At 27.0% G+C, this 21,746-nt stretch carries 20 protein-coding genes and 1 other annotated feature; of the genes, 14 read left to right on the top strand and 6 right to left on the bottom strand.

The window, feature by feature from the left end:
- Nucleotides 1-117 precede the first annotated feature (117 nt).
- The gene (locus tag E5347_RS06475) at nucleotides 118-1,236 is read right to left on the bottom strand and encodes a glycoside hydrolase family 113 (RefSeq protein WP_425350433.1); all 1,119 of its coding nucleotides are present in this window, start codon (nucleotides 1,234-1,236) and stop codon (nucleotides 118-120) included.
- Nucleotides 1,237-1,505: 269 nt separating this feature from the next.
- On the opposite strand from E5347_RS06475, the gene E5347_RS06470 reads away from it, so the two are divergent.
- Complete coding sequence (locus tag E5347_RS06470; RefSeq protein WP_136005639.1) at nucleotides 1,506-2,120, top strand: hypothetical protein; 615 nt, start codon at nucleotides 1,506-1,508, stop codon at nucleotides 2,118-2,120.
- Nucleotides 2,113-2,436, top strand: a complete 324-nt coding sequence (locus tag E5347_RS06465; RefSeq protein WP_136005637.1) for a hypothetical protein — start codon at nucleotides 2,113-2,115, stop codon at nucleotides 2,434-2,436. Before E5347_RS06470 ends, E5347_RS06465 begins: the two co-directional genes overlap by 8 nt.
- Before the next feature lie 263 nt (nucleotides 2,437-2,699).
- Here the strand turns inward: E5347_RS06465 and E5347_RS06460 are convergent, their stop codons facing one another.
- Nucleotides 2,700-4,214 (bottom strand): sensor histidine kinase, encoded by a 1,515-nt coding sequence (locus tag E5347_RS06460; protein WP_243109734.1) that lies wholly within the window; start codon nucleotides 4,212-4,214, stop codon nucleotides 2,700-2,702.
- Nucleotides 4,198-4,872 carry a response regulator transcription factor gene (locus tag E5347_RS06455; RefSeq protein ID WP_136005635.1) on the bottom strand — a complete coding sequence of 225 codons (675 nt, stop codon included), beginning with the start codon at nucleotides 4,870-4,872 and terminating at the stop codon, nucleotides 4,198-4,200. Before E5347_RS06455 ends, E5347_RS06460 begins: the two co-directional genes overlap by 17 nt.
- 572 nt (nucleotides 4,873-5,444) lie before the next feature.
- Between E5347_RS06455 and E5347_RS06450 the strand changes: the two genes are divergently transcribed.
- Genes E5347_RS06450 through E5347_RS06440 form a run of 3 tightly spaced genes read left to right on the top strand, consistent with a single transcriptional unit; the run spans nucleotide 5,445 to nucleotide 8,423 of the window.
- Entirely contained in the window at nucleotides 5,445-6,683 is a 1,239-nt protein-coding gene (locus E5347_RS06450; RefSeq protein WP_136005633.1) for a M16 family metallopeptidase, read from the top strand.
- A gap of 16 nt (nucleotides 6,684-6,699) precedes the next feature.
- The gene (gene recX, locus E5347_RS06445) at nucleotides 6,700-7,335 is read left to right on the top strand and encodes a recombination regulator RecX (protein WP_136005632.1); all 636 of its coding nucleotides are present in this window, start codon (nucleotides 6,700-6,702) and stop codon (nucleotides 7,333-7,335) included.
- 17 nt (nucleotides 7,336-7,352) lie between these two features.
- Entirely contained in the window at nucleotides 7,353-8,423 is a 1,071-nt protein-coding gene (locus E5347_RS06440; RefSeq protein ID WP_136005630.1) for a transglutaminase-like domain-containing protein, read from the top strand.
- A 310-nt stretch (nucleotides 8,424-8,733) separates the two neighbouring features.
- Here the strand turns inward: E5347_RS06440 and E5347_RS06435 are convergent, their stop codons facing one another.
- Entirely contained in the window at nucleotides 8,734-9,099 is a 366-nt protein-coding gene (locus E5347_RS06435) for a tetratricopeptide repeat protein (protein ID WP_136005628.1), read from the bottom strand.
- Between the two features lie 214 nt (nucleotides 9,100-9,313).
- Between E5347_RS06435 and E5347_RS06430 the strand changes: the two genes are divergently transcribed.
- From E5347_RS06430 to E5347_RS06425, 3 genes are all read left to right on the top strand, one after another.
- Entirely contained in the window at nucleotides 9,314-10,258 is a 945-nt protein-coding gene (locus E5347_RS06430; RefSeq protein ID WP_136005626.1) for a carbohydrate kinase family protein, read from the top strand.
- A 53-nt stretch (nucleotides 10,259-10,311) separates the two neighbouring features.
- Nucleotides 10,312-10,440, top strand: coding sequence for a CPC_1213 family protein (locus E5347_RS17185; protein WP_279230089.1), 129 nt, complete (start codon nucleotides 10,312-10,314; stop codon nucleotides 10,438-10,440).
- A gap of 252 nt (nucleotides 10,441-10,692) precedes the next feature.
- Nucleotides 10,693-10,912: a binding site (T-box leader), on the top strand.
- 75 nt (nucleotides 10,913-10,987) lie between these two features.
- On the top strand, nucleotides 10,988-13,630 hold the full coding sequence (locus E5347_RS06425; protein WP_136005624.1) for a valine--tRNA ligase: 2,643 nt from the start codon (nucleotides 10,988-10,990) through the stop codon (nucleotides 13,628-13,630).
- Nucleotides 13,631-13,876: 246 nt separating this feature from the next.
- Here the strand turns inward: E5347_RS06425 and E5347_RS06420 are convergent, their stop codons facing one another.
- Nucleotides 13,877-14,308 (bottom strand): hypothetical protein, encoded by a 432-nt coding sequence (locus E5347_RS06420; protein ID WP_136005622.1) that lies wholly within the window; start codon nucleotides 14,306-14,308, stop codon nucleotides 13,877-13,879.
- A 112-nt stretch (nucleotides 14,309-14,420) separates the two neighbouring features.
- On the opposite strand from E5347_RS06420, the gene E5347_RS06415 reads away from it, so the two are divergent.
- The 6 genes from E5347_RS06415 to E5347_RS06390 all read left to right on the top strand — a co-directional run bounded on the left by E5347_RS06415 (nucleotide 14,421) and on the right by E5347_RS06390 (nucleotide 20,593).
- Nucleotides 14,421-15,314 carry an ATP-grasp domain-containing protein gene (locus E5347_RS06415; RefSeq protein WP_136005620.1) on the top strand — a complete coding sequence of 298 codons (894 nt, stop codon included), beginning with the start codon at nucleotides 14,421-14,423 and terminating at the stop codon, nucleotides 15,312-15,314.
- Complete coding sequence (locus E5347_RS06410) at nucleotides 15,311-16,099, top strand: ATP-grasp domain-containing protein (RefSeq protein WP_136005618.1); 789 nt, start codon at nucleotides 15,311-15,313, stop codon at nucleotides 16,097-16,099. The genes E5347_RS06415 and E5347_RS06410 overlap by 4 nt, the downstream gene beginning before the upstream one ends.
- 2 nt (nucleotides 16,100-16,101) lie before the next feature.
- Complete coding sequence (locus tag E5347_RS06405) at nucleotides 16,102-17,394, top strand: bifunctional folylpolyglutamate synthase/dihydrofolate synthase (RefSeq protein WP_136005616.1); 1,293 nt, start codon at nucleotides 16,102-16,104, stop codon at nucleotides 17,392-17,394.
- 48 nt (nucleotides 17,395-17,442) lie between these two features.
- The gene (locus tag E5347_RS06400; protein WP_136005614.1) at nucleotides 17,443-18,513 is read left to right on the top strand and encodes an N-acetylmuramoyl-L-alanine amidase; all 1,071 of its coding nucleotides are present in this window, start codon (nucleotides 17,443-17,445) and stop codon (nucleotides 18,511-18,513) included.
- A 241-nt stretch (nucleotides 18,514-18,754) separates the two neighbouring features.
- Nucleotides 18,755-19,465 carry a purine-nucleoside phosphorylase gene (gene deoD / locus E5347_RS06395; protein WP_136005612.1) on the top strand — a complete coding sequence of 237 codons (711 nt, stop codon included), beginning with the start codon at nucleotides 18,755-18,757 and terminating at the stop codon, nucleotides 19,463-19,465.
- A 186-nt stretch (nucleotides 19,466-19,651) separates the two neighbouring features.
- Nucleotides 19,652-20,593, top strand: coding sequence for a ribonuclease Z (locus E5347_RS06390; protein ID WP_136005610.1), 942 nt, complete (start codon nucleotides 19,652-19,654; stop codon nucleotides 20,591-20,593).
- A gap of 17 nt (nucleotides 20,594-20,610) precedes the next feature.
- On the opposite strand, the gene E5347_RS06385 is transcribed toward E5347_RS06390, so the two are convergent.
- Entirely contained in the window at nucleotides 20,611-21,603 is a 993-nt protein-coding gene (locus tag E5347_RS06385) for a DUF4003 family protein (protein WP_136005607.1), read from the bottom strand.
- Nucleotides 21,604-21,746 lie beyond the last annotated feature (143 nt).

Genomic DNA, 21,746 nt, shown 5'->3' with positions numbered 1-21,746 from the left:
ATTAGAATAAAATCTTAATTAAGTTATATAATGTAAAACATAATAAATTTAAGTATAAAAATGGAGCTGTCAGTGATAGCTCCATTTTTAATATATCATAGAATTATATATATTTTCCTAGTCATTAAACCATTGTTTTATTACATCAACTGTTTCATCACTTGGATAATACATCTTTTCATCATCTTCTTTTCCTATAGCAAAGTATGAAAATCCTAAGAACCAAGGTTCATCTTCAAATACATTTTTATAAGCTTCAAATCCATTAGCTTGTTCTTGATTATTTATTGAATTTGATAAGTATGGATTCCATGGTTCTACAGAGGCTTTTGTTGTTCTAGGGAAGCCTAATTCACCAAAGAAAATTGGTTTTTGCCATTTATCATTAAAGTTTTGAATTTGCTCTTTTATTTCTTGATTTCTATTATACCTTATTGAAGAAATAAGGGCATTCTCTAAATTATCTACTGAATTAATATCATTATCAGTTAATTCAAAATAAGCAGCTATAGATATAAAATCTACTTTTGAAAAAATAGAGTTATTTAGTTTCTTATCATAGATTTCATCTAATTTAGCTACTTGTTCTTTAGTAGCTTCATCATCCCAATTAGCAGTTGTCCAGTAACTAGTCCTATAAGTAATAAGACCTTTATAGTATTTTCTAGTGAAGTCAATCATATCTGAGAATTCAGCCTCATATTTTTCTAAATTATTAAATCCAGTAGCAATATTTAAGGCATCAACTCTATATGGAATTGCTATGTCATCTATTAATGGCTTTAATACATTGTTTTTCCAATTATTAAAGAAAGCATTGGTATCAGTTGGATTATATTCTGTTTCATATTTACTACCATTAGCTATCCAAGGATAGGGTTCTAAAATAACATTAATTCCTTTGCCTTTAAGTTTATCTAATAGCCACTTAGCTCTTTGAAGACTATTATTATCTATTCTTACATCACTAGAGTTTAAATCACTAATATTTATTACTATAGGTAAATTAATAGTATTTAATTCTAAAAGCTCTATATCTTCTAATGTCTTATCTACTTCATAATCCGTTGATAAATTACCAGATTTAATTTTTTTATCTAGTTTTTCAGTAAGTGTTTTCCCCTCTCTCTTATTTAAATAATTATTTATCATTCCTATACCTGTATAATTAATTTTAATAAAGTAGTAAGATAAAAAGACAATTAAAAATATGGAGCCAGCTGCAATACGCCACATTAAATCTTCTTTATCAATATTTCTTTTTTTACTCATTAAATTTCTCCTAAAATCTTAATAATTATAGTAATAAAAATATCATACTATAAAATGCAATATAATGCTATATATTGTAAAATAACCAAAAGTATTGTTTTAAAAGTCAAATTACTTATTAAAAGAGAGGTTTTTTAAAATCGGTATATTATGTTTTTGTAAAGCATATTATTATATAAAATCATGACATAAGTATTGAAGAGTATATTCAAATATGAAAGAGGTAGGTAGAATTGCTTAAGAATATTGAGAAGAATATTAGTATAGAAAGCAATAGATTTATAGAAAAAGCTACTAAGGCTTACGTTAATACTTATTACAAAAATAATAATATGGAGGGTTTTTCCTGGAGGAAAATAATTGAGGAAAAATCAAAGACGCTTAGTTATATTAGGAAGAAAAGAAAAGAGTATAAGGGAAAGATGATAGCCGTTGAAAGAAGTATTAATTCTTTAGAAAATACTTATATAGCTTTAGATATGGAGAAGAATGAAAGAATTACCATTGTGAAAAATAACAAGAATTTTGTTTTAGAAGAACACAAAGGAATTGAAGATATAGAAAGTGCCATGGAAGAAAGTTTAAGAATAATAGGAGTTGAAAAGGGAAAATACAAAGAACTTAAAAATAAATTAGATACTTTTAATGATTTATCTATGGAAGATGAAAGGTTAGTTTATTTATTATTTAATTATATAAGAAGAGAATTTTTCAGAGAAAGAAAGTTTATTTTAAGTATGTTAGATAGTGAAGATTTAAATGAATTTGACTTAATGTTAGGGTTTGAGTACATTTCAATAATTACTAAAAAAATATTATTAGTTGAGGAGGAGTTATTAGATGGATAGTTATATAAAGGAAGATTTAATAAGTGAAAATATAAAGAATAAACTAAAGCAAATTTATAGTGAAGTAGTAATTGAAGATATTAAATTAGAACTTTCAAAAAATAAGAGCGAGATACTCCAAAGTTTAAATAAAGGTTACGAAAGTAAGAAAAATAATAAGGAAATTTTAAGTAAACTAGATCAACTACTAATATTAACAGATATGATTGAAAATAAAGATGAGCAGAAGATAAATTCAGTTTTAGTATATAATAAAGTTCTATTATTTTCCAATATATTTCTAATAGTTTTATTAATAATTAGCTTTTTTATATAAGAGTAGTAATATAAAAATTATTTAACTATTAAAGATTTAAAGATTTTTAATATAATAGTTAACTTTTAATTAGTCTAATATATTTATAATAAGCCTCTAACAAGTATAAAAGAACTGGTAATTTTAAATAACGAATTTAAAATAATAGATTTAAGACAGCAAGAAAAAAGAAAAACAGAGCTGCTAAAAGCAGCTCCATTAAAAATACTTTAATCATAAAAACTCCTGTGGAGTTTTGTCATTCATTATACATTATAAATTGATTACTCTATTTCATCTTCATTAGCCTTTTTTAAAGTAAATTCAAATTTAACACCATCCTCAGTATTATATAGTTTATAATTGCTTTCATGTAGGGTTAAAATCCTTTTTACTATAGCTAGGCCTAGTCCGTTACTACTTTGAGATGAGTTTCTTGCTTTATCAAGTTTATAGAATTTATTATATAACTTAGAAAGTTCTTCATCAGGTATATTGGCACCTTTATTTTCAACAGAAATATTAACAAATTCACCTCTGTCTAGAACTTCAATTATAACTTTTTCTCCTTTTGGAGTGTATTTTAAGGCATTACTAATTAAATTAGTCATAACCTGTTCTAATTGAAGTGTATCTCCAATAATATAGCAATATTCAAAATCTGATATTAAATCTAAGGTTATATTATTAGCTTCAAACTCTAAGGTGAAACTTTTAATTAGTTTTTGAATAAGTCTCAAGATATTAAAACGTTCTATAAGTAGGTTAGAAATTCCAGCCTCTAATTTAGAAAGTTCAAGCATATTTGAAACTAATTTATTCATTTTTTTAGCTTCATCGATTATTGTATCTAAATAAAGGGAAGCAGACTCACCAGTTGCAATTCCATCTTTTAATCCTTCAGCATATCCCTCTATTATTCCTATTGGAGTCTTTAAGTCGTGAGAAACGCTATCAACAAAGTCTTTTCTCATAGCTTCTAGTTTTCTTTCTTTTTCTATATCCTCTTCTAGTTTTCTATTTTTATATTTTAAATCTTCTAATGTGCTTTTTAGAGTAGAAGATAAGAAGTTTAATGTAGTAGCTAAATCACCAATTTCATCATCAGATTCTTCATCGCACTTTACGCTAAAATCCATTGCAGACATCCTTTTTGCAACCTTATTTATATTAACTAAAGGCTTTGAGATTAAATTAGCATATATAGAAGATAAGAATATTCCAATAATAGTAAATCCTAAAAATAAATATAAGTAAAACTCTCTAATTACAGCTGATGCTTCACTAATTGGTTGCATAGATGATACTGTAACAAATATAGAGTCATTTTTGCTATTTAGTGACATTGGAGTTAATACTCCAATTTTAGTAGTATTACTATATTCATTATTAAAAATTTTAGCCTTTGGCTTGCCAGAAGCTAAAACTTCATTTACTAATTTATCATCATTAATTAATTCTTCACAAAATGCAGCTAAATTTTTAATATCTTCAGAAGAAGTATTATAGTTATTTAATACTTTAAGTTTTCCATCAAAAGTGAAGATAGCTATCTTGGAGTTAGTTTCTTGTTCAAATCTAAATAATTCTTTATTTAATATTATGTCATTATTTTGATATGCATAAAGTTTTGTAAATTCAACTGAATCATTAGCTAAATCTTTAGTTCTTTTACTTAAATAAAAGTCTTCAAAAAATATATTTTGAAATAACATACTAAAAATTAAAACAACAAATATAAGGCCGAAAGTTATAATAAATATTTTTTTTGAAATAGTAAATTTATTTTTTTGCTTCAAATCTATATCCACTTCCTCTTACTGTTATTATATAAGTAGATTTTTCACCAAGCTTTTCTCTAAGCCTTTTTATATTTGTATCAACAGTTCTTAAATCTCCATAATAGTCAAGCCCCCAAACATTATCGAGTATGTTATCTCTAGATAAAGCTATTCCTTCATTATCTGCTAGATAAGATAGTAATTCAAATTCCTTAGGAGATAAATTAATAATTTCATTATTTATCTTAACTTCATGAGATAATTTATTTATTGTTAAACCGTTATAATCATTTTCACTAGAAAAGCTCTCTTCAGAAGTTCTCTTAAGTAAAGCTTTTACTTTTGCAACTAATACTTTAGGAGAAAATGGTTTAGTCATATAATCATCGGCACCCATTTCATATCCAAATAATTTATCTTCTTCTTGGCCCTTTGCAGTTAAAAGTATTACTGGTACTTTAGAAACTTTTCTTATCATTTCAAGGACAGTAATTCCATCAACTCGAGGCATCATAATATCCAATATTACTAAATCCACTTTGCTATTCATAAAGTAGTTTATTCCCTCATCACCATCACTTGCCTCAATAATATTAAAGCCTTCTTTAAAAAAGTAGTCTCTAAGTAGAAATCTAATTCTAGTTTCATCTTCAATTACTAAGATATTCTTTTTCATAAGAGCCCTCCCTATAATAATATTTAAAATTTATAATTGATAATGCATAATTAAGGACGTTTTGCAGAGCAAAACTTAAGTTTTTAAATTCAACGTATTTTATGACAAATTTGAAGCTATGTTTCAAATTTTGATATTTTACTAAAGTAGTAAGTTTTTTAGTTTATATATAAGTTGTAATAAAGTTTTTATATCTTATAAAGTTATTTACTTAAAACTATATAAGAAATTGAATTAACTTGACAACTTATATAAAAATTAAAACATCGATGATTTCAATTGATGTAGTTTACTTTAAAAGTATTCTTTACTTAAAACTATATAAGACTGCAAGATGTAAGCTGTTTATTGAAACATATATATTATAAAACTACATTAATATAATTAATTTAAACATATATATAATTATAAGTGTGATAAATTATATGGTAAAGTAAAAATAGCATTATTTTATATTAAGATATTATTAAGGTAGATAATTATATGAAAGATAGATATAATATTATTGTTATATTTATAAAGGGTTCATATTATATTTAAACAAGGTAATATGAAGGATGATAGGTGGATGGATGTTTAAATTGAATTTTGATGTTAAGAAACATTTTTTAGATAATGGTTTAGAAGTTATTACTATAAAAAAGGATACTAAAATATCTTCAATCAATATTGGAGTTAAAGTAGGTTCATTAAATGAAGGCAGTAATGAAAGAGGTATTAGCCACTTTATAGAGCATATGCTTTTTAAAGGAACTACAACAAGAAGCTACGAGGAATTAAATGATGAGCTAGAGTTTCTAGGGGGGGAGTATAATGCATATACTGATTATACTTCAACTGTATACACTGTTAGTTGTTTAGAAGAGGAATTAAATAAAGCAATAGAAATACTAGGAGATATGATTATAAATCCTGAGTTTAATAGCGAGGAATTAGAGAAGGAAAGAGGCGTTATCTTAGCTGAAATGAGAACTAGCAAAGATGATATAGAAGATTTAAGCTTTAAAAGAACTAATGAAATTGCCTTTAATAAGAGTCCATTAAAATATGATGTGGCTGGACTTGAAGTAAATGTTAAAAAGTATTCTAGAGAAGATCTTTTAAGTTTTTATAATAAATATTATCTTCCTAATAACTCAATAGTTACTATAGTATCATCTTATGATCATAAGGATGCTTTAGAAGAAGTTAAAAAGATTTTTAGTAAATGGGAAAAAGGGGAAATTAAAAAGAAAGATATTATTATAGAGGATAATAAACATACTATAGTTACTTCTAAAAAAAGTAATATAGAGCAAAATACAATAGTTTACTTATATACTTTTCATAATTTAGACAAGGAGTTAGAATTGCCACTTAGGATTTTAAATCATAGGCTTGGTGAAAGTTCAAACTCTTTACTATTTAGAGAAATTAGAGAAAAAAGAGGACTAGCTTATGATATTTATACTAGTATAGATATGACTAATTACGTTAAGACTTTATATATCTACACTGCAGTAGCAGAGGAAGATTTAAGTTCTGCTATTGAAGCTATAGATGAAACTATTGATGATGTTAAAAGTGGAAAATTAGAAATTGGAGAAAGACATCTAGAGCTTATGAAAAAGGTTCATAAAACAGCAGTAATATCAACTTTAGAAGATCCAGCTGAATTATGTAACTATATTCTTCATCAAGGATTAGATGGAGAGAATTTTTATGAATTTGTAGAAGATATGAATAAGCTTCACACTTTAGATATTAATAAAATTAATGAAGTGTCTAAAAAGGTATTAGAAAATCCTACAGTTCATATACTAAGATCTTAATAAATTGGAGATAATTATGAATACAATAACAAAGATTGAAGTACAAAAGAGAAATAAAAATAGAGTAAATGTATATGTTGATCATGAATATGCTTTTTCTTTAGATAGTGAATTAGTTTATAAAGAGGGACTTAAGACTAATGAATCTATTAATATTGAAAGAATAGAGGAAATTGCAAAAAAAGATAATTATCTAAAATGTAAAAGTGCAGCTTTAAGGATTGTTGAAAAGACATATAAAAGCGAAAAAGAATTAAAAGATAAACTTTTACTTAAAGGCTATGATATAAATTCAATAGAAAAATCAATTGAATTTTTAAAAGAGTATGGATTCATTAATGATAATAACTTTGCAAAACTTTATATAAAAGATAAAAATAGAACTCAAGGAAAAAGCAAGATTAAGTATGACTTAATTAAGAAGGGTATAAGCGAAGATATTATAGAGAGTAGTATATCTAATATAGATGAAGAAGCTGAAAGAGATAATGCTTACAATATTGCTATTAAAAAGTATAATGTAATAGCTAAAAGAGAAGATGATAAGTATAAATTATCACAGAAATTATTTAGGTTTTTATTATCTAAGGGATATAGCTACGATACAGTTTCCTATGTTGTAAGAAAAATAACTAATCAAGAAGATATATAAATAAAGGAGATAGTACTATGCTAGAGTATTTGCCATATATAATATGTGGTTTACTATTACTTTTTTCTATAAAAGATAGTATCCAAGGTTCACTAGAAGAAGAAAGTGCAGTATACTCTTTAAAAAGATTAATATATTATTTTTCTATATTTGTAACATTTCTAATAATGTTACTAAATTTAGAGAATATTTATTTAGCTATATTAAAGTTTGCAAGTAATAACCCAGAGTTTTCAATACTTAATAATAATATAGTAAAAGCATTAGCACTGGGAGTTATATTTGCTATAATTCAAGCAGTTTTTTATTTTATATTATCATTATTAAGTAATCCTCTTAGTAAGGCATATAAGATATTACTAAGTAGGGGGAAAGTTAGAATAGTCTTATTTTCTACTTTGTTTGGTTTCCTAAAAGGATTAGTAGTAATACTAATTATGTTTATGGGAATTATAACTTACAATTATACATTTGGTAAAAATTCAGATATAGATATTTTCAATAATATTAGCGGATATAGTAAACTTAACGAAATGGTATCTGTTAATAAACCAGTTTTATCATATAATGATTTTAAAGATTATATTCCTGCTAACTCTAATGTAATAATATACTACAATGGAGTTACATTAGAGGATGGAATTAAATCCTCCAAGGAAATAGATGATAAAGCAAGAGAGATTACAGCAGGGGCTAAATCTGATAGGGAAAAAGCAAAAAGAATTTATGCATGGGTGGGATCAAATGTTAAATATGATTTTGATAAAGCAGAAAAAGCATTAGGAAGAGAAGGTGTAACTAATAGTGGAGCTTTAGAAGCTTATAACACTAGAAGTGGTATTTGCTTTGATTATGCCTGCCTTTATGTTGCAATGTCAAGGGCTGTAGGACTAGGAAGTAGAATAGTTACTGGAGATGCTTTTGATGGTCGAAATTATGGACCTCATGCTTGGAATCAAGCATATTTAGAAGATGAGGGAATATGGATAAATGTAGATCCAACTTTCTATTTATCAGGAGATTACTTTGATAATAATGACTTTGATAAGGATCATATAAATGCTGAAATAGCAGGAGAATGGAATTAACAATTAAAAATTAACAATGGATAATGAACAATTAAGGATGTAATTCTTTCAGAATTACTATATTTTATGAAAACCCCCTATTTTAGAAATAGAGGGTTTTTTTATATTAAATTGTAGATAAAATTTTATGTTTAAATATAATCAGAAATAATATAAGTTTAATAGGTAAGGACATAATTAGATATGTTTTACCTGCTAATATTTAAATTAGAAAAAGTTCAATATATTAGATGATTAATATAAAAAATTCCAATAATATGAGTTAGTCGACTTTCATTTAGTGCCGAGAAAACTTATATTATTGGAATTTTTAATTTGATACATCCCACTTTTTATTTTTTGCCATAATTAGATTTATTGCTTTTTCACAGTCAACATCAGTTGAGTCTAGTGACCAGGCCATATTGAAATAAATTAATGCTTTTTTTACGTTTTCTTTCATTGCATAACAATAGGCAAGATTAAAATAGTATTTACTTTCTTGTTGAATAAGTATTGCTTTTTTTATAAGTTCTATAGCTTTATCGAAGTTTCTTAGCTTTATATAACAAACTCCAGAATTATAATATGAGCAAGCAACATTATCTTCATTTTCAATGGATAGTTTATAATAATCTATTGCTTTTGAATAATCTTTTAAATTATAGTACATATTTCCTTCATTAAAATAATTCATAAAATCCTCCATCTTAAGAATATTTTAATTAAATTATTGACAGAAAGTCTTTGTAATATTCAATATATGTAAGTGATTATAAAATGGTAATTTTATATATTATTATCAATTTTTAAAATTCGACAAAATTTTTAAAAATAACTTTATTTTTTTTAGGTTATTTAATATAATGGATTTATGTTTTTTAACGGATTTTAAGAGTGGGAGAGATGGTATGTATAAAAATGATCCATATATATTAGTATTAGGGGCATCAATCGTCGATATTATAGGTTTTAGCAGAAGAAAATATAATAGTAGAGATTCTATACCTGGTAATATTAAGATTTCCCTAGGTGGGGTATGCAGAAATATAGCAGAAAATTTAGCAAGAGTTAATGTTAATACTAGTTTTATATCTGTATTAGGGGGAGATGACCAAGGAAAGAATATTTTAAATAACTCTAAAGAAGTAGGATATAATATGGAACACTCACTTATCTTAGAAGATGAGTATACTCCTACTTATATGGCTGTTTTAAATGAAAAAGGTGAAATGGAATCTGCTATAGTAGATATGGAATGCTTAAATAAAATTGATTCTAATTTTATTGATAGCAAGTCTGAAATAATAAGAAATGCCGAATATATGGTTGTAGACTCAGATCATCCAGAATTATTAGAGCATATTTTAAAAAAATACTCTAAAGATACAAAGTTTATTTTAGATCCTGTATCAGCAAGTAAAGCAAGCAAAATAAAACATTTAGTTAAGTATTTTCATACAATAAAGCCTAACAGATTAGAAGCAGAGGTTTTATGTGGATTTAAGATAAATAATGATGAGGATATAAAGAGAGCTTGTGATTACTTCTTAGAGCAAGGAGTAACTAATGTCTTTATAAGCTTAGATGCAGATGGAATATATTATAAAAATAATTCTGAAGAAGGAAAAATTAAAACTACAGGAGTTTCAGTAAAAAATGTAACAGGAGCTGGAGATTCATTTGTAGCAGGTATTGGTTATGGATATTTAAAAAAATTATCATTAATTGATACTGTTAAGTATGCAATAGCAATGTCAGTAATTACTATAATGCATGAAGAAACAATAAATCCTAATATGAGTGAAGAGTATGTTCATGAATTTATGAAGGATATTAATTGGATAGAAAGTTAATACATAATAAAATTTCTTTTACATAAGATAAGATTATCTTGGAGGTGAAAGAAATGAGTAATAAACCTAAAAATAGTAATAAGAAACATGTAAATCATAATCCTCAAGTAGAAAGTGTAAAAGCAGCTTTTGGAGAACCAAAAGCTAAGGGCAATGAATTTACTCCAAAAACCTTCAGTTAAAAAAGGGGCTACCACAGCTCCTTTTTTACTGAAGGTTTTATCAATTATTAATGAATGATTGAAGCAAGAATTTATAGGGGATTACAAAAAAAATAAAAAGGTTTATTTATTATTGATATATAAGTTTTAGTAAATGCCTAAATTAATTAAAGTATCTAATTCTACAATGAATGAAAATTAAATTATAATAAGTCTATCAATATTATTGACAAAAATAATAATATGGTATAATATAGCCTTAAAAATCATATTTTAAAAGCGTTGATAAAGAGGAGTAGGGAGTACTGTATATTAAGAGAATGAAGGTCATGGGCTGAAAGCCTTCTATATTAAAGTATCCTGAAGGTAGCTTTTGAGCATCTTTACTGAAACTAAGTAAGTAAAGGCGGCTGACTTAGTCGTTATTATATAAAGAGCTTAATATATTTATATATTAAGAAAAAAGGTGGTACCGCGAGACTTCGTCCTTTTGTGATGAAGGCTCTTTTTTTATTGTTTAAAAAGTTAAATCTAACTATAATTAGTATGTTTAATAGGAGGAAGAGATATGTCAGAAAAGAAAAACTTAGCGACAACTTATAGCCCAAAAGACTTTGAAGAAAGAATTTATAAGACTTGGGAAGAAAAAAAATATTTTACACCAGTAATTGATAAAAATAAAAAGCCTTTTTCAATTGTTATGCCACCACCAAATATAACTGGTAAGCTTCACTTAGGTCATGCTCTTGATAATACACTTCAAGATATGCTTATAAGATTTAAGAGAATGCAAGGATATTCTACTTTATGGCTTCCAGGACAAGATCACGCTTCAATTGCAACAGAAGTTAAGGTAGAAAATGAACTTTTAAAAGAAGGTTTAGTTAAAAAGGAAATGGGTAGAGAAGCATTCCTTGAAAAAGTTTGGGAATGGTCAGATGAATATAGAGGTACTATAAGAAATCAACTTAAAAAGATGGGTGTTTCTTGTGATTTCTCTAGAGAAGCCTTTACTATGGATGAAAATTTAAATAAGGCTGTTAGAACAGTTTTTGTTAAGTTATATAATGAAGGTTTAATTTATCAAGGAAATAGAATAACAAACTGGTGTCCAAAGTGTTCAACTGCACTTTCAGATGCTGAAATTGAATATGAAGAACAAGATGGATTCTTCTGGCATATTAATTATCCATTAGCAGATGGTAGTGGAAATTTAGAAATAGCAACTACAAGACCAGAAACTTTACTTGGAGATACGGCAGTAGCTGTTAATCCTAATGATGATAGATTTAAAGATTTAGTAGGTAAAATGATAAAGTTACCTCTAACAGATAGAGAAATTCCAATAGTTGCAGATGACTATGTTGATATTGAATTTGGAACAGGTGCTGTTAAAATTACTCCAGCCCACGATCCTAATGACTTCCAAGTAGGTCTTAGACATAACTTACCTCAAATTAGAGTTATGGATGACCATGGAATTATTAATGAATTAGGTGGAAAGTATCAAGGCTTAGATAGATATGAAGCAAGAAAGCAAATGGTTAAGGATCTTGAAGATTTAGGACTATTAGTTAAAGTTAAGCCTCATACTCATAATGTAGGAACTCATGATAGATGTAACACTGTTGTTGAGCCTATTATATCTAAGCAATGGTATGTTAAGATGGAATCATTAGCAAAACCAGCAATAGATGTAGTTAAGAATAAGCAAACAAAGTTTGTTCCTGAGAGATTTGATAAAATATACTTCAACTGGATGGAGAATATTCAAGATTGGTGTATTTCAAGACAATTATGGTGGGGACATAGAATTCCAGTTTGGTATTGTAATGACTGTAGAGAAATGATAGTTGAAGTAGATGCTCCAGATGTTTGTCCAAAGTGTGGCTCTAAGCACCTTCATCAAGATGAAGATGTATTAGATACTTGGTTCTCATCAGCATTATGGCCTTTCTCAACTTTAGGTTGGCCTGAAAAAACAGAAGACTTAGAATATTTCTATCCAACTAACGTTTTAGTAACTGGATATGATATTATCTTCTTCTGGGTTGCTAGAATGATATTCTCAGGATTATACAATATGGATGAAACTCCTTTTGATACTGTATTAATTCATGGAATTATTAGAGACTCAGAAGGAAGAAAGATGAGTAAGTCACTAGGTAATGGTGTAGATCCATTAGAAGTAATTGAAGAGTATGGTGCAGATGCCTTAAGATTTATGTTAGTTACAGGAAACTCTCCAGGAAATGATATAAGATATATACCTGAAAGAGTTGAGTCTGCTAGAAATTTTGCTAATAAGATGTGGAATGCATCAAGATTTGTTATGATGAACCTTGATAAAGAAGTAATGGATAAATATGCTGATTGTAAGGAATATAGTTTAGCTGATAAATGGATTCTTTCAAGAATGAATACTTTAGTTAGTGAAGTAACTGAAAACATGGAAAAATATGAACTAGGAATTGCTCTTCAAAAAGTATATGACTTTATGTGGACTGAATTCTGTGACTGGTATATAGAATTAGTTAAAGGTGTATTATACGGAGAAGATGAAAAGGCTAAGGGAATAGTTTATAATGTTTTAAATACAGTATTACAAACTGGACTTAAGCTTCTACATCCAGTAATGCCATTTATAACTGAAGAAATCTATACTACTTTAACAGATGGAGAATCAATAGTTGTTTCTAACTGGCCAGAAGCTAATGAAGCTTTAAAAGATGAAAAAGCTGAAAAAGATATGGACTTTATAATTGAAGCAATTAAGGGATTAAGAAATGTTAGAGCAGAAATGAATGTTCCACCTTCAAGAAAGGCTAAGGTTATAGCTCATACTACAACTGAAGCTAAAGAAGCCTTTACTGCAGGAGTTAACTATATAGAAAAATTAGCATCTGCATCAGAAGTAGCATTTATTGATAATAAAGATGAGGTTCCTGAAAATGCAGTATCACTAGTTGTTAAAGGTGGAGAATTATTTATGCCTTTACTTGATTTAGTAGATAAGGAAAAGGAACTTGAAAGATTAAATAAAGAAAAGAAGAAATTAGAAGGTGAAGTAGAAAGAATAGATAAGAAGCTTTCTAATCAAGGATTCGTAGCTAAAGCACCTCAAGCAGTAATTGATGGTGAAAAAGAAAAGAGAGAAAAGTATCAAGAAATGTTAGATGCTGTTTTAGTTAGAATAAAAGCATTAAATTAATGAAAAATTAAGAATGAAGAATTTAGGATGTAATTTGTACCAAATTGCTTTCAATTAAATTTACAAGAAAACTCCCTTTTTAGGGAGTTTTTTTCATTCATTGGGAAATTATATTTTTATAAATCTGTAGATAACTTTACTAATTGACAGAAAAACATAGTCTGCAAAGCAGATTTTTTTATTGAAGTTTATTTTGTTTTATAGTTGAAACATTAGTAATAAACTTTAATAGACTATTGTTTAATATTAAAACATCTGTAAAATAGTATTGGCTAACGTACTTGTAGGATCTTCATTAATTACTTCTTCAGCTATTTTTATAGCATCATATTGTTTTAAATAATTATTAGGCAATGTAGAAAAGATAAGAATCCATTCTTTATATTTTATAGAGCTATGATACTTTAAGGCTTTCTTAATGTGATTGAAGGCAAGTTCTTCATAGCATAAAGGTGTAAGAACTATAAAAATATAATAGGACATTAAATAGTGTGCATATGCTACTTCATTAAAGTTATTTTTATCTTCGAATATATTAATTTTATTTGCAAGCCAGAAGTAAAAATTATTTTTTATATAATAGTCACAATTTTTTAATTCTATTAGTTTTTCTTCATTGATTTCATAAATAGATATTTTATTTAAATCTAATTTTAATACTTCATTTAAATCATTCATAATTGTCTCCTTCGTATATGTTAAGATAATAATAGTATAAAGGTTGACAAAGAATTTTTAAAGTGATAAAAGTAGGTTAATAAATACTACATAATAAGAGAGTTGGTTTAGTATGACAGGATGGATAATTTATAATGGAACTTTAAATGTTCCTAAAATATTAAAGCTAGTAGATTCCTTAGTTGAAGAGGGAAAGAAGCTAAATATTAAATTGGAAGCAGTTAAAAATGCAGAAATAATTCCTATGTACTTAAAAAATGGAGAGGCAGAATTAATATATTTAAAAAAATTAGAAGAGCCTAAATTTATAATTTTTTGGGATAAGGATGTATTACTTGCTAAGCACCTTGAAAAAATGGGCTTTAAAGTCTTTAATTCAAGTGAGTCAATTAAGAATTGCGATCATAAAGGATTAATGCATTTAGTGCTTTCAAATAATAATATAAGCATGCCTAGAACTATTTTATCACCTATGATATTTGATTATTCACTTAATAGTGAAGATTATCTAGTTAAATGTTATGAGGCTTTAGGTGAAAGTGTAATAATAAAAGAATCTATGGGTTCTTTTGGTATGCAAGTTTATCTAATAAATAATAGGGAAGAATTTATTAATAAGGTTACTGAATTAAATAAGAGAAATATAGATTTTATTATTCAAGAAAATATAAAAAGTAGCTTTGGTAGGGACATTAGAGTAAATATTATAGGTGATAAAGTGATAGGGGCTATGCTTAGGGAGTCTGAGAAAGACTTTAGAGCTAATATTAGTCAAGGTGGAAAAGGGAGATTAATAGATTTAACAGTGGAACAGGAATTGTTAGCATTAAAAGCACATAAAGCCCTTGGATTAGACTTTTCAGGTGTTGATTTATTATTTGGTGAAAATAATAAGCCGATTCTTTGTGAGGTAAATTCTAATTTAAATTTCTTAAGCTTTGAAGAGCTTTGGGGAAAGAGTTTCGGGAGAAAAATACTAGAGTATGTATTAGGGGAAGTTTTATGATAGAAGGTATTGTTATTTACAGTAGAGAAGACTTAAATAAAAATTTATCATATATAGATTGGTTAATTGAAGAGGGAAAGAAAAGGGGTTTAAATATAAGACTTTTTTTAGAAGATGAAATTAATGAAGTTTGTATTGATTTTTTATTTGCAATAAATAGATCTAGGAATTTTAATATTACATTTAAATTAGAAGAAGAGGGAGTAAGGGTTTTTAATGATTATAAGTTTTGTATTCTAGGTAATGATAAATTAATTGCTTATGATTACATAGAAACCTTAGGACTTAATTATGCAAAAGTATATAGTAATTTAAAAGAAATGGATAATAATAAAAAAATAATTGAAAAGCCTAAAAATGGGCATGGTGGAATTAACATTAGAATATTAGATAATCTAGACAACTTAGATTTTAGTAAGAATATTTATCAAGAATATATTGAAGATTACATTGGAGATATAAGGTTTTACATAATTAATAATAAAATTGAACATGCAGTAATAAGAATTCCTAAGGAGAAATCTATAGTTTCTAATTTTACTAAAGGTGGAAGTATAGAAATATTTAATTATTCATATAAAGAAGAGGAGATTATAAATAAAATTTTAAACAACTTAAATATTGATTATGGTGGAATAGATTTTCTTCTTTTAAAAAATGGTGAAGTTTTATTTAATGAATTTGAAGACGCTGTAGGAAGTAGAATGTTAAGTCATTTGGGAATTAATGATACAATGGAAAAATTTCTAAATCATATATTAAATGAAGTCAAAGGGATGGAGTAAAAATGAAGGATATAGATACATTAAAATACTTGGAAAGCCTAAGGGTACTTGGATCAAATTATGGTCTTGAAAGAACAGAAAGATTATTAGAGTTAATAGGTAACCCACATAAGAAAATAAAATTAATTCATATTGCAGGTACGAATGGTAAGGGATCAACATCAGCTATACTAGGAAGAATATTAATTGAACATGGATATAAGGTCGGATATTTTAACTCTCCACATCTAGAAGATATAGAAGAAACTATTCGTATTAATGAAGAGAATATAAAGGAAGAGGATTTTATAAGTTTAATTAATGAAATAAAGCCTTATGTGGAAAAGGTAGTTGAAGAGGGCTTTAATCATCCTACAGAATTTGAAGTATTAACTTGTATAATGTTTCTTTATTTATATAGAAATAATGTTGATTTTGGAGTTGTTGAAGTAGGCCTTGGAGGAAGGCTTGATTCAACTAATGTATTAACACCAATTCTTTCAATAATAACATCAATTAGTTTAGATCATACAAATATTCTAGGTAATACAATTGAAGAAATAACTAATGAAAAAGCAGGTATTATAAAAGAAAATATACCCGTAATAACTTGTAATCAAAAAGAAGAAGCTCTAAAAGTAATTGTAAATAAGGCTATAAATACAAAGTCTGAATTAATAATTGCTAATTTAAATAACTATAAATTTATAGGTGTAAATAATAATAAAATTTCTCAAAGAATTTTAGTTAATTTGAAAAATAAAGATGAAGAATTGAACTTATCATTATTAGGAAAACACCAAATTATAAATTTATCTTTAGCTATAGAAGGTGTGAAAGAGTTAGATAATCTTAAGTATATTAAATTAGATATAGATAAAGTTAAATCTGCAGTTGAAAAAGTAAAATGGAAGGGAAGACTAGAAGTTTTAAGTAGGAATCCTTATATTGTTTTAGATGGAGCACATAATACTTCTGGGGTGGAATTTTTAAAAAGTAATTTAAGTGAATACTTTATATATAGCAAGCTTTATTTGGTTCTAGGTATACTAGCAGATAAAGAAGTAGAAAAGATGGTTAAGATTTTGGCACCATTAGCAACTGAAGTATATACATTAACTGCAAATTCAGTTAGAGCTGAAGGGGCAGAAGAATTAAAGAATATAGTTAAAAAATATAATACTAATTGTATTGCCTTTGATGATTATTCAGATGCAATTAATTATGCTAAATCTAAAGCGAAAGAGGATGACTTAATTTTAGCCTCTGGTTCTTTATATATGATAGGTACACTTAGGAACATTATGAAAAATTAATAATGGCAATACTATGAAGCTTGCATATTATGTATAGAGGTGATTAGTATGAGAATAGCCCTAGATTACGGACATTGCTTGTCAGGTCCGGATACAGGAGCAGCAGGGAATGGATATAGGGAGGAAAACCTAACTAGGGAAATAGGAAAAGCTGTAAAGGCTAAACTTGAAAAGTTAGGTCATACTGTTATTGTAGTTTCTCCAGATTATGCAACTAGTGTTTCAGATAGTTTAAGTAGAAGAATAAGCGCTGCTAATGCTGCAAATCCTAACATTTCAGTATCTATCCACTTAAATGCTGGTGGAGGTAGAGGAACTGAAATATATACTAAAAATGGAACTCAATTAAGTGAAGCAGTGTCAATTTTAAAAGAAATGAATAATATAGGATATGTTAATAGAGGAGTAAAGGATGGTTCAGCTCTTGCTTTAGTTGGAAGTATAGTAGCAAAATCCATGCTTATTGAAACATGTTTTATTGACTCTAGTGATATGTCTATTTATAATCCAGATAAAATATCTACAGCTATTGTAAAGGGATTAACAGGATTAGTGGTAACAAACCCTAGCACTCCACAAGTTCCAAGTAATCCTGGTAACAATGCAAACAAATATTTAAATTTATTAAGTCATGTAAGTAGATGGAGAGTATATCCATTAACTAAGGCACCAGTAGTAGGTAATGAAGTAGGATTTGTCCTACCTTCTAATTTTGGAGGACTATCTTATAAGATAAGTGCTAATCCACAAACTGATGTATATACAATATATACTGAAAGCTATGGAACAGTAAATATCTATGCACCAAGAGATAATGATAGCACTATAACAACAAGTCCTTTATATGGTGGAAGTTCATCATCAAATAGTAGCAATAAAAAATATTTAAATTTAAAAAATGTTGTTCCTAGTTGGAGAGTATATCCATTATCTAAAGCGCCTGTTATAGGAAATGAAGTAGGTTCTTTAGCCCCATCTAGATATGGAGGATTATCCTATGAAATATTAGGTAATCCACAAACTGATGTTTATACTATTAACACTACAAGTTTTGGTAAAGTAAATATCTATGCACCAAGAGATAATGATAGTAGTATAACTTCAAGCCCAATTTATTAGTATTTTTAAGTGTAATTAGTAAATAATATTACTAGTTACACTTTTTAATTTTTATATAAGAGTATATAATTAATATAGATGGCGCTTTAGTACAATTAAAAATTAATAATTAAGAATGAAGAATTAATAGAAAAACTCCTTTAGTAAGTTTTAAAGTTAAATCATTTTTAGTTATTATATTAAATTTATTTGTTAAGCTCCATTATTATAGAGAAAAATTTATTAATAAGGAGAATTTTATATGGCAAAGCATTTACACATAATGGCTGATGAAGGAGCTATAGCTGAAACAGTACTATTACCAGGAGATCCATTAAGAGCTAAGTTTATAGCTGAAACTTATTTAGAAAATCCTGTTTGTTATAATACTGTAAGAGGGATGTATGGATATACAGGAACATACAAAGGAAAAAGAATATCTGTGCAAGGAACAGGAATGGGATTACCATCACATTCTATTTATGTAAACGAGCTTATAAGATTTTATGGAGCAAAAAGACTTATTAGAATTGGATCTGCTGGTTCAATAAACGATAATGTCAATGTAAGAGATATAGTTTTAGCACAAAGTGCATCAACTAATTCAGGAATTAATAATAGAAGATTCCTTGGCATGGATTATGCACCAACAGCAAACTTTGATCTTTTATTAGATGCATATAATAAGGGAAAAGAAAAAGGGTTAAATATGAAGGTAGGTAATATTTTATCTTCAGATTTATTTTATGATGATACAAATGTTGGAGGACTTAATCTTTGGGCTGAATATGGTTGTTTAGCTGTAGAAATGGAGTCAGCAGAATTATATACTCTTGCTGCTAAGTATGGAGTAGAAGCCTTATCAATACTTACAATTTCTGATCATGTATTTAAAGGTATTGAAACATCACCAGAAGAAAGACAAGAAAGTTTTACTGATATGATGGAAATTGCTTTAGAACTTGCTAAATAAAGTTTATATAATTAGGGATATCGCACAATACTTAATTTAAAATAAAAAATGAACAATTACTTATATAATTCGTCTAGAATTATATAAGTAATTCCTTTTAAAAACTCCTAATGGAGTTTTTTCCTTAATTATTAATTGTTAATTGTTAATTGTAAATGGTGCATACTGCACACAAGGGGTGTTATTATGATAGATTTAACTTTGCTTGGTTGTGGTGGAGGAATGCCTATGCCTAATAGACATTTATCATCTCTTTTTATAAATATAAATGGAAGAAAAATATTAATAGATGTAGGTGAAGGAACTCAAGTTGCCATTAGGAAAAATAATTTAGGCTTTAAGGCAATAGATATAATTTTAATAACTCATGTTCATGGAGATCATATTGTTGGATTACCAGGACTTCTTTCTACCATTGGAAATAGTGGAAGAGAAGAAAAGTTAATAATAGTTGGACCAGAAGGAATTACTAACGTAATAAAAGGGCTAAGTGTATTATTTCCATACTTACCATATAAGTTAGAGATAATAGAAAATCCAAGGGAGTTATCTTTAGCTATTAAGAAGAATTTTATAGAGATATCAGAAAAAGATAGGTCTGATCTTATAATTAATACAGAAGAACTTAATCATTCAGCACCTTGTATTGGGTATAGTTTATACCTTAAAAGAAAAAGAAAATTTAATTTAGAAAAAGCTGTAGAAGGAAATGTTCCTAAAGTATTATGGAGTAAGCTACAAAGAGAAGAGAAGATAGAACATAATGGACTAATCTATAACAGTTCTATGGTTCTTGGAGATGAAAGAAGGGGAATTAAGTTAAGTTATATAACAGATACGAGACCAACTGATAAAATTATAGATTTGATAGAAAATAGTGATTTATTTATATGTGAAGGAACATATGGAAGTGATGAAGATATAGAGAAGGCTATTAAGAATAAGCATATGACTTTTAGAGAAGCTGGGATTTTAGCTAAGGATAGTAATGCAGAAGAATTATTACTTACGCATTTTAGCCCAGCAATGAATGAACCTATAGATTTTATAGATAATGCTAAATCAGTTTTTAATAATACTATTATAGGTGAAGATGGTATGAAGAAAGCCTTAAAGTTTGAAGATTAAACTTTAAGGCTTTAATTTTAGCTATTTGAAGTTGATACAGCTATAGATGCAGTAGTGGCTGCACTAGAAGCAGCTATTTGCATAATCATTACAATATTTAAAGATATATTCTTAGTAGTTTCAATAATCTTATAACTTAAGGAATCCTTGTCACTCTCAAGGGAATCTACACAAATTAAAGAAGCTGATATAATATTTCTTAAGGATGAACCTAAAGAAAAGTTTCCAAATCCATGTTGTTTTTTTAATACTTTATTTACTGATTCAAGATCTTTAGAAAATTTATCATAATCAGAAGTTGTAAGTGCAACAACACCTAAAATAGGTAGTGAATAGCCATCTATATGTGTATTGCTTCTTTTTAGTACATTATTTAGTAAAATCATCTTATTACACTTTTCTTCTGCAGTACCCCCAAATAAGGAAAGTATATGAGTTAATGCTTGAAGATTATTTCCACTCCAAAATCCATTTTTTCTTAATATGCTATAACATCTTTCCATATCAGTAAAAGTACTATTTAAATCATCACAAGTAGTAGCAATTAATGCAGCAGAACAAATATCTTCTTGTCCAGTTAAGAATAGGTGATTTTCCTTCATTAAATCATAGACTTTTCTAGTATCTACTACTATTTCATCTACGCTTCTTTCGTTTTTATAATTATATATAATTTGGGAAGCTAACACTAAGAATTCATTAGTATAAAAATGTTTTTTCAATTTTTCATATATAATAATAAATTCATTAAAGCTTTCTTCAGGATTATCTAAAATTGATAAATTAACTGCTGTAGTTAATAAATTATTTCCTCTAAAGTTAGATAATACACCAGAGTTAGTCTTTATTATATCTATGCAATTATTAATTTGATAAACGTCTGCTTCAAGACCCTTTAGTGTTAATGTTAGGGCATTACATTTTTTAAAAACACCAGCTAAAAAACTGGATTTAACATTTTCTAAATTGTTACTATTCTTAACTAAAAGATTAACTTTATCTTCTATCATAATTTCACCCCTTCAATTATTATAGGAATATTATAATTACAAATTTTGTAAAAGTCAAATAGTTTACTTCATTATGGGTTTAATGATACCTTATAAATAAAATGTCTACTAAATTCTTTATTAATATATAAAATGATATATAA

Origin of the sequence: Clostridium sartagoforme, assembly GCF_004794105.1 — a bacterium.
Lineage (GTDB): Bacteria > Bacillota > Clostridia > Clostridiales > Clostridiaceae > Clostridium > Clostridium sartagoforme_B.
Note: the sequence above shows the minus strand (reverse complement) of the source record. Positions and strands in the feature narration are given on the sequence as shown.